Origin of the sequence: Chitinophaga sp. H8 (genome assembly GCF_040567655.1) — a bacterium.
Classification (GTDB): domain Bacteria; phylum Bacteroidota; class Bacteroidia; order Chitinophagales; family Chitinophagaceae; genus Chitinophaga; species Chitinophaga defluvii.
The window spans coordinates 2,364,254-2,378,374 of record NZ_JBEXAC010000001.1; the positions used below are offsets into that span (position 1 = coordinate 2,364,254).

General features: G+C 45.4%; 8 protein-coding genes. 3 read left to right on the top strand and 5 right to left on the bottom strand.

Annotated features, from left to right (window positions below; translation table 11 throughout):
• Nucleotides 1-64 precede the first annotated feature (64 nt).
• From ABR189_RS08900 to ABR189_RS08910, 3 genes are all read right to left on the bottom strand, one after another.
• The gene (locus tag ABR189_RS08900; RefSeq protein ID WP_354660121.1) at nt 65-3,403 is read right to left on the bottom strand and encodes a TonB-dependent receptor; all 3,339 of its coding nucleotides are present in this window, start codon (nt 3,401-3,403) and stop codon (nt 65-67) included.
• A gap of 189 nt (nt 3,404-3,592) precedes the next feature.
• The gene (locus ABR189_RS08905) at nt 3,593-4,726 is read right to left on the bottom strand and encodes a FecR family protein (protein ID WP_354660122.1); all 1,134 of its coding nucleotides are present in this window, start codon (nt 4,724-4,726) and stop codon (nt 3,593-3,595) included.
• A 67-nt stretch (nt 4,727-4,793) separates the two neighbouring features.
• Nucleotides 4,794-5,381, bottom strand: coding sequence for an RNA polymerase sigma factor (locus ABR189_RS08910; RefSeq protein WP_354660123.1), 588 nt, complete (start codon nt 5,379-5,381; stop codon nt 4,794-4,796).
• A 190-nt stretch (nt 5,382-5,571) separates the two neighbouring features.
• On the opposite strand from ABR189_RS08910, the gene ABR189_RS08915 reads away from it, so the two are divergent.
• From ABR189_RS08915 to ABR189_RS08925, 3 genes are all read left to right on the top strand, one after another.
• The gene (locus ABR189_RS08915) at nt 5,572-7,824 is read left to right on the top strand and encodes a TonB-dependent receptor (protein ID WP_354660124.1); all 2,253 of its coding nucleotides are present in this window, start codon (nt 5,572-5,574) and stop codon (nt 7,822-7,824) included.
• 19 nt (nt 7,825-7,843) lie between these two features.
• Nucleotides 7,844-8,497, top strand: coding sequence for a hypothetical protein (locus ABR189_RS08920; RefSeq protein ID WP_354660125.1), 654 nt, complete (start codon nt 7,844-7,846; stop codon nt 8,495-8,497).
• A gap of 108 nt (nt 8,498-8,605) precedes the next feature.
• Entirely contained in the window at nt 8,606-9,670 is a 1,065-nt protein-coding gene (locus ABR189_RS08925) for an adenylate/guanylate cyclase domain-containing protein (protein ID WP_354660126.1), read from the top strand.
• Here ABR189_RS08925 and ABR189_RS08930 read toward each other — a convergent pair whose 3' ends face one another.
• The gene (locus tag ABR189_RS08930; RefSeq protein WP_354660127.1) at nt 9,671-10,963 is read right to left on the bottom strand and encodes a TolC family protein; all 1,293 of its coding nucleotides are present in this window, start codon (nt 10,961-10,963) and stop codon (nt 9,671-9,673) included. It lies immediately after the preceding gene.
• Nucleotides 10,964-10,980: 17 nt separating this feature from the next.
• Entirely contained in the window at nt 10,981-14,100 is a 3,120-nt protein-coding gene (locus ABR189_RS08935) for an efflux RND transporter permease subunit (protein WP_354660128.1), read from the bottom strand.
• Between the last annotated feature and the right edge of the window lie 21 nt (nt 14,101-14,121).

The following is a 14,121-nucleotide window of genomic DNA, read 5'->3' on the forward strand; positions in this document are numbered from 1 at the left end:
CCCTATCACTGAACACGGTTTTATATTTATATTCACTAGCATAATGTTCCAGATTAATCACCAATTATAATTTTATATTAATACCCATATTGTAAACACGCTGTAATGGATAAGGCGTGTTCCAGGAACCACTGGACTCCGGGTCACGATCTTTGATCCAGAGTTTATCCCAGATAGCCAGGTTCTGGCCATTGATGAATATACGGGCATAACTCACCTTGATACGGTTTAAAAAACTTTGGGGGATGACATAACCTATCTCTGCATTTCTCAGTTTGAGATAGTCTGTTTTAAACGTATAAAAATCAGAGGTAAGACTATTGTTGGGAGATAGTTTAGCTACGGGTACTTTTGCATTTTCCTGGTTTTCAGGTGTCCAGCGCTGTAACAGGATTTTGTTATTATCCCTGGGCACATAATCTGCAGTACCACCGGCAGATCCGTTGAACAGGAAACTGATATCTACACCCTTGTAAGAAGCACCTGCAGAAAAACCGCCCATGTACCTTGGTACATTCTGGATCTGTATTGGCACCCGGTCAAATGCATCTATCACACCATCACTGTTCACATCCATGTATTTGATATCACCCGGAATCACTTTATTATCAAACGACTGTACCGCGCTGTTTTTGATATCATCTTCGCTGGTAAAGAACCCTATAGCACGGTATCCCAGTACATACCCCACTTCATATCCCCTTAGATCCTGGTAGCCATAAGCAGGTGTTGGCTGATCATTTTGCAGTACTTTGTTCCGGGCGTAAGTAAGTTGAAGGTTGGCAAAGATGCTCAGCTCGTGCCAACGTTTATTAAACCGGAGTTCACCATCCAGCCCCTTGTTTACCACGGTACCACTATTCAGTGGCGCCAGCCCGTTAATCCCCAGATAATCGGCTACGCGTTTGGGATCTGTCAGGATATCCGTTCTTCTTTCATGGAAAACGTCAAAAGTGAGTTGCAGCACATCATGTTTCAATACAGAAAACTCCAGCCCCAGATTCGCTTTCTGGGAATGCTCCCAGGTTACAAAAGGGTTACCTACGCGGGCTTCATTATATCCACCCTTGTAAGCCGGGTTTATGCCAAAAGAATAACCATCACCGGGCGCAAAATCACTCAGGTATAACCAGCGCAGTCCACCAATTTTATCATTACCTACCAGTCCATAGGAACCACGGATCTTTAAATAGCTTAGCCAGCTCACGTCTTTCAGGAATGATTCTTCACTGGCTACCCATCCTACGGATGCGCTTGGGAAAAAACCGTACCGGTTGCCGCCGGGGAAATTTTCAGAGCCGTTATAGCCCAGGTTGGCCTCCATAAAATACCTGGATTTATAGCCGTAGGTGAACCGGCCGCTCACCCCCTGATAAGCAAATGGCAGGTCATAATTGTATACCCGTAGTGTACGGTTTGCCAGCACCTGTGCAGTAATAGCATGCTGATTCCAGTTGCGTGTATAATTCAGTCGCGCATCCAGGTAGGTAGAACGTTCTATATTATTTGTTCCTCCCGTAACAAGCGTGGTAGCTGTCCGTGTTTTCACGTACGAGGGCACCCCATCTATATCCAGACCTTTGTACCAGAAAGCATCAAACTCCTGTGACCTGGTAGTGGAATTGTAGTTGTTGTTTTCAAAACTGAAAAATGCCTGTGCGCTTAATCCGGGGGTGATAAAATCCAGCTCATGTTTAGCTGAAATAGTACCATACATTACATTGGTGGAATTTACATAGTAGCCACTTTGCGTAATCAGGCCATATGGGTTTCTCCAATAGGGAATCTCAACATTACTGGCTGCCCCCAAAGTACCATCGGGATTAAATACCGGCAATGCAAAAGAGGGAATATTACTGATCTGATTGAACACTTCTCCAAAACTCGGCATTGGCCCTACCCGTTGTTCCAGCCGTCCGGCCAGATCTACCTGTACCTGCAGTCTGGAAGTAGCCTGTATATCAATATTGGAACGGAAATTATAACGGTTAAAGTTACTTTCCTTGCCATAATTTTTCTTGAACAGCTCTTCATGCTTTAACAATGATCCCTGGCGGATATAGCTACCCGAAACAAAATATCTTACCTTGTTGGAACTACCGGAAATATTCAGGTTATACTGATTTTGTACCGCACTTTTTTTCAGCACCTCATCAAACCAGTTTACATCAGGATATAAATAAGGGTCCGAACCATCCTTAACGACCTGAAGGGCAGCTTCGCTAAACCTGGGGTCCAGGCCATTATTACGGTCATAGTCATTAAAATACAAGGCTGATTCATAAGTGTTCATTATCTGAGGAAGACGTATCACCTCCTGAACTCCTTGTTGTGCAGTAAAATCAATTGCAGGCTTTTGATCCGCTTTTCCCCGTTTGGTAGTTACCACAATCACACCGTTTGCCCCCTGAATACCATATAAGGCAGATGAACTTGCATCCTTCAGGATCGAAACGGACTCCACTTCATTCGGATCAATCTGGCTGAAACTACCTTGTCCGCGGGGCAAGCCATCAATTACTACCAGTGGTGCTGTATTGCCATAGGTAGCAATCCCCCTGATATACATGGCAGCAGCGTCTTCACCAGGCTGACCGGAAGACTGTACCGTGATCAATCCCGGCAACCGCCCTGCCAGTGCATTATTCAGGTTAGCCACCGGACTTTGCTTCAGCTCTTTGGTTTGAATAGTAGACATGGCCCCTGTTACCGACCGCTTTGTTTGTCTGAAATTCATCCCCACCACTACTACTTCATTCAGCCCTTCGCCTTCCGCAGGCACCAGGGAGATATTAAACACCCGCCTGCTGCCAATAGCCAGCACCTGTGTCTGGTATCCTATAAACTTGATCACCAGGCTGTCTGTAGCTTTTGCCTTTACACTAAACTTCCCGTCTACTGAAGTAGAAGCCCCTTGTGTAGTATTCTTCACCAATACAGTTGCCCCGGGGAGTACCATACCTTTTTCACCCGTCACAGTACCAGTAACCTGGATCGTTGTATCCGCTACTGGTAGTACCATGGGAGCAGGCAGCCTATTTGCAGCCGCACGCTGTATGGTGATATTATGTTCATCCATTATAAAACTGATCGGCTGATTTTTGACACACATCAGTAATACCTGGCGTATGTCCATATCCTTTACCTTGAGTGTAACAGGCGTGGTTTTCCGGATGGTTTCTTCTTCATAAAAGATAGAAATCCCTGTTTGGCGGGTGATCTCCGGAAAGATAGATTGTAAAGATGCCTCCTTCACAGATAAGGTAACCTTCTGCGAAAAGCTGGTGGCACTAACATGCAAACAGGTAATAAAGAAAATAAAGGCGGTCACTTTCATAACCAGGAATATTTTGGTCAATAGCTCCCTCATTGCCGGGGCTTTTCCGGTAAGGTTTAAATACATACTTTTGTAGTGTTTGGTGATACTTAATAGTCTGCTCAGATTTTTTAGGGATACCAGATTACTTACCGGGTTCCGAGGCCAATCGGAATCCGGTTTTCATTGGTACACCACCCTGGTTATTTCATCATGTGGTGATTATTTGCATTGCTCGGAATTGGTTGTTTGCTGATTATGAAAACGTGGTATTTGTTATTTCAATATGATTACTTTTCTTCCTTCTATTTTAAAATGATTGGTGCCGCCTGACTCCAGCAGATTCAGTACATCCCGGAGATCTTTTTTCCGGCTGATACTACCACCATACAGTTTCGTGCCCACACCTGCCTCATTAATAATTTCCACATCGTACCACCTGGCTATTTCTCGCATGATTGTTTGCAGGTCTGTATTATTAAATACAAACAAGCCACTTTTCCATGCCAGCACCTTGCTCAGATCCGCTTCTTTTATAGTTAAAGTGCCTTGTCCTTTATTTAATCTGGCCTGCTGCCCTGGTTTTAGCAGCGCATTTTCCCTACCTGCGGCTACTTTTACGGCACCCGTTACCAGCGTTGTACGAACCGCCTGCTCATCCCCATACGCCATAATATCAAAGCCAGTACCCAGTACCTGTACTTCCATATCATTTACTTTTACTTTAAATGGCTGGCTGGTATTAGCCGCCACTTCAAAATAAGCCTGTCCGGTGAGCGTCACTAACCGTTCCTTTCCCGTAAATGCAACAGGATATTGCAAACTGGAAGCCGAGTTGAGCCACACGCTGGTACCATCTGGCAAAATCACTTTAAATTGCCCGCCCTTGGGGGTGGTAAGTGTATTATTCCCCACGCTGTGTTCCGTTCCATGAAGTGTATATTGCAGTTGTCCGTTATGCTGATGAATCGCAATATTACCCTGTTGCATCACCTTGCTACCCGAACTATCCAATGTTACCTCCGCACCATCAGCCAGGGTAAGTATTGCTTTGTCGCCCCCTGCAGCTATTTTTCCGGATACCACTGCCAGCTTATGCCCGGGCGCTTGCAGGAACCATAGATAAGCACCGGTGCTCAGCAATGCCAGTATTACCGCTGCTGCAGCCCAGCGTTTAAAGTACATCCGGCGAACTTTTGCCGGGCGCACCTGTTCCATAATTCTTTGGAGGATCAGTTCCTTGTCGCCGGCAACAGCCATGCCTTCCAGCAACTGATCTTCCAGTAAGGCATGAATATTATCCTGCAGGGGTCCTTCCTCCTGGCTGATCATCTCCAGCAATTCCTTTACCTCTTCGCCATTGAGCGTACCGGCAATATATCCTTCCCATAGTGTATCAAATCGGGTCATAAGAGCGCTTATAATAGTAAAGACGCTATTCAATACCCCTGGTATGACATCACCGGAAAATATTTTTTCAGAGAAACGCCTTTAGCAGGCTGACAACGAGTAACAGGCCTTTGGCATGGCCTTCCAGGTACTGGCGGATGGCGGTAAGCGCCCTGGACATATGTGTTTTAATGGTACTTTTTGAAATTTGAAGATGCAGGGCAATTTGTTCCTGATTCCATCCCTGTTCCCGGCTAAGCTGGTATACCTGCCGCTGTTGCTCCGGCAACCGGGCAATAGCCTCTTGTAGTAAAAACGCCGATTCTTTATATAAGGTGGGGTGATCTGCCTGGAAAGGACTTTCATTAAAATAATCCTGGAGGTACTGACTAAAATGCTCCTGTCGGCTTTTTTTCCGCAGCTCACTGAAGATATGATTACGGGCTACTATAAAAAGGAAATTCCTGAAACTGTCTTTCGCTGCAAGTTCCTCCCGTACCAGCCATATCTTCACAAATATTTCCTGTACCATATCCCGGGCCATCTCCCGTGATTTGGTCAACGTGAACGCAACGCCATAAATATTATCCCAGTATTCGTCAAATAATTGCCGGAAAGCGTCGTGATCTCCCTCAGCTACCTGCTGTAGCAGTACTACCTCTCTTTCTGATTGCATATACATTCCCGGAAAACCTGCTCCCCTTGCAGTGGTTTTGGTTGATTGTGCCGTCTTAAAAATAGTAAAAAATTATTGCCAACAGCATACAATTTTTCACCTTATCTACGCAATTCACTGTTTTGTCTATTCAGCAAACGGGGAGCTAATCCTGCCCTGTAGCTTTATGTAATTATAAAAACTACCGGTTATGCAAACTGCCTTCTTATCCACGCTCATTTCACTCCTGTTATCTGCCATGGCGGTATGCGGACAAACGATCTTATCCGGGCAGATCCTCAACCGTAAGCAGGAATCTGTAGGAGCAGCCAGTATCAGCATCCAAAACACCAACACTGGTGTGCTGGCAGATACGGCAGGCCACTATCAGTTCATTACACATGAAAAAGGGAAAAGAATCATCGTGGTATCTTCCATTGGCTACCGCACCAAGACTCTTGCAGTAGTATTGGGAGCTCCAACTGTGCACCTTAACATCATCCTGGAGGCATCCTCCACACAATTAGGCCCGGTGGTAGTAGTCAGTGCCGGCACTTTTGAAGCAAGCGATAAAGCAACAGGCGCGGCACTCACCCCTATGGATGCCGTTACCGTAGCAGGTAGTGGTGCCGATATAGCCAATGCACTGCGGTCTTTACCAGGGGCACAACATGTAGGTGAATCAGAAGGACTGTATGTAAGAGGCGGAACCAATGAAGAAACAAAACAGTTTATTGATGGCGCGGTATTTCCTAATCCCAACTATGCCAGCGTTCCGGGTATCTTACAACCTGCCAGGGTAAACCCTTTCCTGTTCAAAGGGATTCTTTTCAGCACAGGGGGGTACTCCGCTTTGTATGGACAAGCATTGAGCAGTGCATTGATCCTGGAGAGCGTAGACCTGCCCGACAAAACCTCTGCTTCCTTCAGTATTTTCCCTGCCAATCAGGCGATAGGGTTTGAAAAACTGTCTGCCAACAAAAAAAGCAGTTTCGGCGCCAGTACTGGATACAGCAATGCACAATGGTATAATCGTATCGTACCCCAGCAACCCGACTACTTTCATGGTCCGGAATATTTTTCCGGAGATGCCAATTTCCGGATTAAAACCAGTGAAACAGGCATATTGAAATTTTATACCAATTACAGTTTCAACCATGTAGGGATGCGTAACCCTGATATTGACAGTACGGATCTGCTCTCTTCTTTCCAGGTAAAAGGCACCAATCTGTATACCAACCTTTCCTACCGCGAATCATTCGGACAGGATTGGAGAATAGATGTTGTAACCGCTTATAATTATTATAAAGGCGTTGTCCGGAATCAATTGCTGAATAAAGCACATGAAACCGTATTTGTCCAGGAAGATCCTTATGCCGATAAAAACAGTACACATCATTCCACTTCCAATTATCTGCAAAGCCGGATAGTACTAAGCAAACGGCTGGCCAACCGGCAAATGATCCGCTTTGGAGCAGAATACACCAACAGTCATGACCCTAATACTACTTTGTATACCCATCAGGAGAATAGTTATGACCTCACGGATCATCTCGCAGCTGCATTTGCAGAAACGGATGTTTACATCCAAAAAAATACTGCAGCTAAAATTGGCGTACGGGCAGAATACACTTCTTTTCTCAACAAATGGAACCTCGCACCCAGAATCAGCATTGCCCATAAGTTTACCGATGGCGGACAAATAAACATGGCGTATGGCATCTTCTTCCAGAAACCAGGTAATATATATCTGTCTCAAAATAGCGCGCTTGACTTCATGCGCGCCACCCACTATATCATTAATTATCAGAAAAAAGCATTCAACCGGCTATTCAGGGTAGAAGCATTTTATAAACAGTACAAACAGCTGATCAGTACGGAACCCACTGTTGATAATAATGGAGATGGTTACGCTAAGGGAGTAGAATTTTTTTTCAGGGATAAAAAAACATTCAAAAACCTGGATTACTGGATTACTTACAGTTACCTGGACACCAGGCGGCAATACCTGAACTATCCGTACCGGTTGCAGCCCTCATACACTACACCGCATACCTTTTCTTTAGCGGTAAAAAAATTCTTCCCTGACCTAAGCCTGATCACCAATGTATCGTATTCGCTGGCCACCGGACGCCCCTACTACGATTTAAGAAAAGATGGAACAGGGAAGACAATAATTTATGACGATGGCACCACTCAGCCCAACAATGCTATGAACGTACTCTTTGCTTATCTGTTCAGTGTATTTAAAAACAGTAAAAACAAAGATTATTCTGGCATTGCCCTGGGAGCCAACAATGTTTTTGGCAGCCGGCAAGTTTTTGGGTACAACTATAGTTACAATGGTACTAACAAAGTTGCCATCACCCTGCCTGCTTCCAGGTATTACTTTATTGGCTTCTTTATGACCCTGGGTATGGATAGAAGATCTGATCTGCTCAACGACACCTACAATCAATTTTAAAACCTATAAATCAAAAAAGATGAAAAACATGATTTTAATTATTGCCGCCATTGCTACGTTGCCACTCAGTAGTATTGCTCAGCAGGCACCCAAAACATTAACGCAGCTGGTGACTGCCTTGGACAAGGCCAGCACAGTAACAGACTATCAGGCCCTGGCCAATGATTTCAAACAGATAACCACCTCGCAAAAAACTGATTGGCTTCCTTATTATTATGCGGCGTTATGCAATGCCAGGACTGCCTGGTTTTATGAAGACGATGGTGAAAAAATTGAGCCTTTTGCCCGCCTCGCCGATGAGCAGGCCAGACAGGCATTGCTACTTATAGATACCAGCAGCCAGCAAGGTGCCGTATCTGAGTTGTATTGTGTGTTAAGTATGGCTAACCGTGCCATGGTTTTTATTAACCCTGCCACCTATGGAAGGCAATACGGGCCTAAGGCCGGCGCTTATCTACAGCTTGCACTCAAAGCTAATCCGGAAAATCCCCGGGCATTGTATATCGCCGGTTGGGAAAAATATGCTACTCCCAAAGCATGGGGTGGCGACAAAGTAAAAGCCAGGGCGTTATTAACTGAAGCCCAACAAAAACTGGCCAACAGCACCTCTTTCAGCGTTCAGCCACACTGGGGACAAACAGAAGTAGCCGCACTCTTAAAACAAATCAAATAAACAACTCCTCCGCCATTCAATAAATCTGACCTGTATTTTCTATCACCAAAAACCAGTAAATTAAGTAATGATTCGACAATAGTAAACTCACTCATAAATCAAACAGCTATGAATAAGGCCACTTTGCAAAAGCTGCAGCAGTTTAAGGTAATTGTTATTGCATGGCTGATAATAGGCTTTTTCATCACTGTATACGATCACCTCGTGTTACTGACCCACCATGGCGCCAGAGCTGCCAGCTATTCTTTTGGCCTTTCATTGGGGACCAACCTGGGAGTGGCTTTAACAGGAGCATTAATAGGAGGTTATTTCCTGGTATTTTACATTAATGTAAGATACCAGGACAGACCTTATGGGCATACCATCGCAGCAGTATTTATATCTTTCATCCTGATTATTCTGTTCATTGCCACTATCATTGGCATTATTGCAGGCCCTGTACTCACCGGGGCCCCCTTGCTGCCTACCATGCTGCAGATGGCCCCCCGGAGTCTTAAAAATCTGCTGGTATGGTCGCTCGTTGTATCCACTACCCAGCTATTATTACAAGTAAACAGTAAATTCGGACAGCGGGCCTTTCTTGATATCATCAGAGGGAAGTATAACACGCCAAAATCAGAAAAAAGGATTTTTATGTTTCTCGATATCAACTCCTCTACTACCATTGCAGAACAATTGGGAGATGAAGCTTATCACAATCTTCTAAAAGATTTTTTTGCAGATATTACCACCCCTATTCTTGACAACAGCGGCGAAATCTATCAATATGTAGGTGATGAGGTAGTGATTGCCTGGAATTATGATAATGGAAAAGAAAACACACATTGTCTAAAATGCTTCTTTGATATAAAACTGTATATCCAGCAAAAAAAAGAAAAGTACCTCAGCCGTTATGGCCTGGTACCTTCCTTTAAAGCAGGTATTCATTGCGGGCAGGTGATTGCCGGTGAAGTCGGTATTATAAAAAGGGATATTACTTATTCCGGTGATGTGCTTAATACCACTTCCAGGATCCTGAGTAAATGCGGGGAATTAAATGAAGAAGTTATTGCCTCCTCAGACCTGCTGGAGGAGTTGTATGCTGTAACCGGTTATATTACCAAACCACTGGGTGTCATAAAACTCAGGGGTAAAACACAGGAAGTAGCGTTAAATGCATTAACCCCCGCATAATTACCAGATATCCCAGATTCCGGCGCTATGTTCCAGCGCAATCAATGCCGCAGCATAATTAAACATGGTTTGATAATAATGCTGCTGTACCTCATTATAAGTGCGTTGGGCTGTCAGTACTTCCAGCAGTGAAGTTTCACCACGCTGGTAACTATAGGTTTTGCCGGCAAGTACTGTTGCCGCCTCTTGCAGCAGCCCGCCGCGATAACATGCCACCTGCTTTTCTACCGCCTGATAATTAAGATAAGCCTGCTTTACTTCCAGTGCTATTTGTAACAATACCTGCTCATATTGTATTGCAGACTGCCTGATCGTATATTTTGCCGCTTTGATATCACCTTTATAAGCATTGGAAAACTTCAATGGTAAAGTAATACCAGCATTAAAACTACGGTAAGCAGGTGTAGGAGCGGTTTCGTTAGTAGACGCTCCTGCATATTGTATACCGGCATTTACCCCCAGGTTAATACTGCGATTGGCTTTTGCCAGCTGCCAGCTTTTTTCCGCCATCGTTTTAGCTGCCTGAGCTGCTACCACATCCGCCCGCTTAACTTGTGCCTCGCTGATCAATACTGACAATTGAAAATTACGCTGCAAATGACTAAAATCAGTTGAAGGCGATAAAAGAGTGTCTGTCTGCTGCTGGCCAATGCCAAGACTTAACTGTGCCAGTGCTGCTTTCCAGTTAGCCTCTCCCTGCAATAATTCATTGAGAAGGCTACCAGCTTCCAGTCGGGACTGTCTGGCATCTATTTCCGTAATAGCCCCCAGTTTGTACCGGACGGAATCTGCATCTGCCAGCTGTTTCATGGTATTGTAAGCGTTTTGCTGCACCAGGAACGCATTATATTGCTGCAGCGCATTGAAGTAATCCAGCGCTGCCTCTGCCTGGAGGTTACGGAAATACTCCTGCAGGGAAGCTTTACTAAATGCTGCCTGACTATTGGCCAGGTTGATCCTTGCCCGGTGTTGCCCTCCAAGTTCTAAAGTTGTACCGATACCTGCATTGTACCCTCTTCCCAAATGCAGGCTTGCCTGCTGATTATCATATGCCCCTATCACCAGCTCCGGGTCAGGAAAAACACTGGCACTCTCAATACCTGCCACTGCTATATTCACATTGTATTGCTCAGCAAGATAACGGAGGTTTTGTTTACTTACCTGTTGCAGATATTCCCGGAGGGTAACATCTTTTTTTACAAAAGTGGTATCTACCTGTGCATAACCATTTAAGGTGCCCAACAACAGTACGATCCCTCCTACCCACTGTAGATATTTATTTAAAACTTGCATGATCAATTTCTTTATAGTTAAAGCATAATCCCCTGCTCACTTCCGGGGCTTTCCCTCTCCTCCTCCTGTAGGCCCCATTTATTTTCCAGCAGATAATACAGTGCCGGCAGTACGAATAGGGTAATGGCAGTAGCGATGAGTAAACCATATACAATTACTGTAGCTAATGGCCTTTGCACATCTGCACCAATACCGGTTGCCAGGGAAGCTGGCAATAGCCCCAAAGCTGCTACCGTTGCCGTCATCAGCACGGGCCTAAAGCGATGCGCTGCTCCTTCTGTCACCGCTTTGCGCAAATCATACCCTTTCTTCCGCAAGTCATTCATGTAAGTAATCAGTATCACGCCATTCTGAATCGCTACCCCAAATAGCGCAATAAAGCCCACCGCAGAAGATACATTCAACGTCATCCCACGCAGGTTAAGCCCAAGCATTCCGCCAAACAATGCCAGCGGCACAATAGCCAGGATCAGGGCTGCCTGCCGGAATTTGCCAAAGGCACCATACAGTAAAAGAAACATCATTCCTAACACCATTGGTACAATTACCTGTAATTGTGCATAGGCCCTGTGCTGATTTTCAAACTGTCCGCCCCAGGTAATCCTGTATTTGTGCGGATCATACTTCACGTGCTTATCAATACTATTCTGGGCTTCTTTCAGAAAGGCGGTCAAATCGCGTCCTCTCAGATTAAGTTTTACCGTCAGATGGCGTTTGTTCATCTCCCTGGTGATCGTACTTTCACCAGCAGCTGTTCTTACAACCGCAATCTGGGATAGTGGAATTTTGGCTCCCGTTTGTGAAGTCAGCATCAGGTTAGCGATCTTTTCCGGGGTATTACGGCTGTCTTCATTATACCGGCAATTCACATCATATACTTTATTTCCATTAAACACCTGGGCAATTGCTTTTCCTCCAATGGCTACTTCAATCAGCTCACTCACATCATTTACATTTAAACCATAACGGGCTACTGCATCACGGTCTACCGCAATCTGTAACTGTGGCAATGGTGGCTCCTGGTCAATGGCCAGATCTGCCGCCCCCTTAACCCCCTTCAGGACACCCAGCACATCTTCCGCAATGCTGCGGGTTTCTTTAAAATCATCTCCATAGATCTTCACCACCAACTCACTGTGTGCACCTGCTATCTTATCCATCACCCCATCTATCATCGGCTGGCTAAATCCTACGGTATAGCCCGGCATGGTCGCATATTCTTTTGCCAGGTCGGCTATCAGGTCTGCTTTTGTTCTCCCTTTCTGCCATTCCTTATAAGGCCTCAGACCTATGCTGCACTCAAAGTGGGAAGCCGTCCACGGATCAGTACCATCATCATTCCTGCCGGCCTGTACCATCATATAAGTCACCTCAGGATATTTCATCGTTCTTTGCCGTAAGCTATCACTCATCTCTTTGGACTTCTCCAGGGATATTCCCGGGGGGAGCTGTACCTGCACCCAAACAGACCCTTCATCCAAGGGCGGCAGAAAATCTTTCCCTACCATAACAGCCAGTACTACAGCACCAAACATCACGATCCCAAGCGGCCAAAATACCTGTCGGGGCCGCTGCATGATTTTGTGGATACGGCTGCTGTACATGTTGGTCAGCTTTTCCAGCCACTTGTTGTGATGGCGTTTTCCCGGCTTCCGGTAAACTGCATAAGCAAGCCCCGGAATAAGCAGCAGTGCTACAGCCAATGCCCCTAGCAGCGCATACCCCACCGTAAAGGCCATAGGTGTAAACAATTTCTTCTCCACTCTTTCGAAAGAGAAAAGCGGCAGATACGCGATGATGATGATAATAGTCGCAAACAGTATAGGCTTTGCTACCGATAGTGCCCTATCTGCAATGGACGCTTCCCGCAATACTTCAGTGGGGTGATCTTCCCTTTTCTTTAAAATAGTCTCCATCATCACGATGGCCCCATCCACAATGATTCCGAAATCAATAGCCCCTAATGAAAGCAGGTTGGCTGGAATATTTGTCAGATGCATCAGGATAAAAGCGATCAGCAAAGCCACCGGAATGGTAACGGCAACGATCAGCGCACCGCGCCAATTCCCCAGGAACACGATCAGTACGATAATCACCAACGCCATCCCTTCCAGTAAAGTATGCGACACGGTATTAAGCGTTGTATCAACAAGATTGGTCCGGTCCAGGTAGGGCCGGATGGTCACTCCTGCCGGCAGGATATGTTTGTTCAGCTCTTCAACAGCAGCATGTATCCCTTCCAGTACAATAGACGGGTTTTGTCCTTTCAATAACAATACGATTCCCTGTACCCCTTCGCTATAGTTCACTTTCCGGTCAGTATACCCCAGAATACCTTTACGTTCCAGCTGACCATATTGCAGTGTTCCTACATCTTTCAGAAACACCGGTACACCATATGTTGACTTCACGACAATATTTCCGAGATCATCCAGTGTTTTAACCAGGCCAATACCTCTGACCACATAACTCAGATCGCCTCTGGTTAAGATGCTGCCTCCGGCATTATTGTTATTATTATTGATCGCCGTAAGGACTTCTGTTAATGAAAGCCCGTATTGCTCCAGCTTATGCGGATCAAGTTCAATCTGATACTGGGTAGTGATCCCACCAAAATTCGTCACATCTGCAATACCAGGCACCTGTTTTATACGGGGAATGATGGTCCAGTTTTGCAGCTCCGTAAGCTGCCGCAGATCATGGTTTTTACTTTCAATAATATAACGGTATATCTCCCCCACAGGTGATGTCAGCGGGTCCAAGCCTGGCTGTGCACCATAAGGTAATGCCACCTCGTTCAGCCGTTCATGGATGCGTTGCCTGGCCCAGTAATCTTCAACACCATCCTCAAAGACAATGGTGACAACAGATAATCCGAAAGTGCTTTTGCTTCTCATCACATGCATACCTGGCATACCATTTAAAGCTCTTTCTATTGGAATAGTGATCTGTTGTTCCACTTCTTCTGCTGCTAATCCTGGTACCTGGGTTACTACCTGGGAGGTTACATCTGCAATATCCGGATAGGCTTCTATAGCCAGGTGCTGCCAGGAATAATAGCCAAAAACTGACAACAGTAGGAACAAGGCTACAAACAGCCAGCGTTTATGTATGGCAGTGAAAATTATTTGTTTCATCGGTTTGTTGCTTTACGGGTT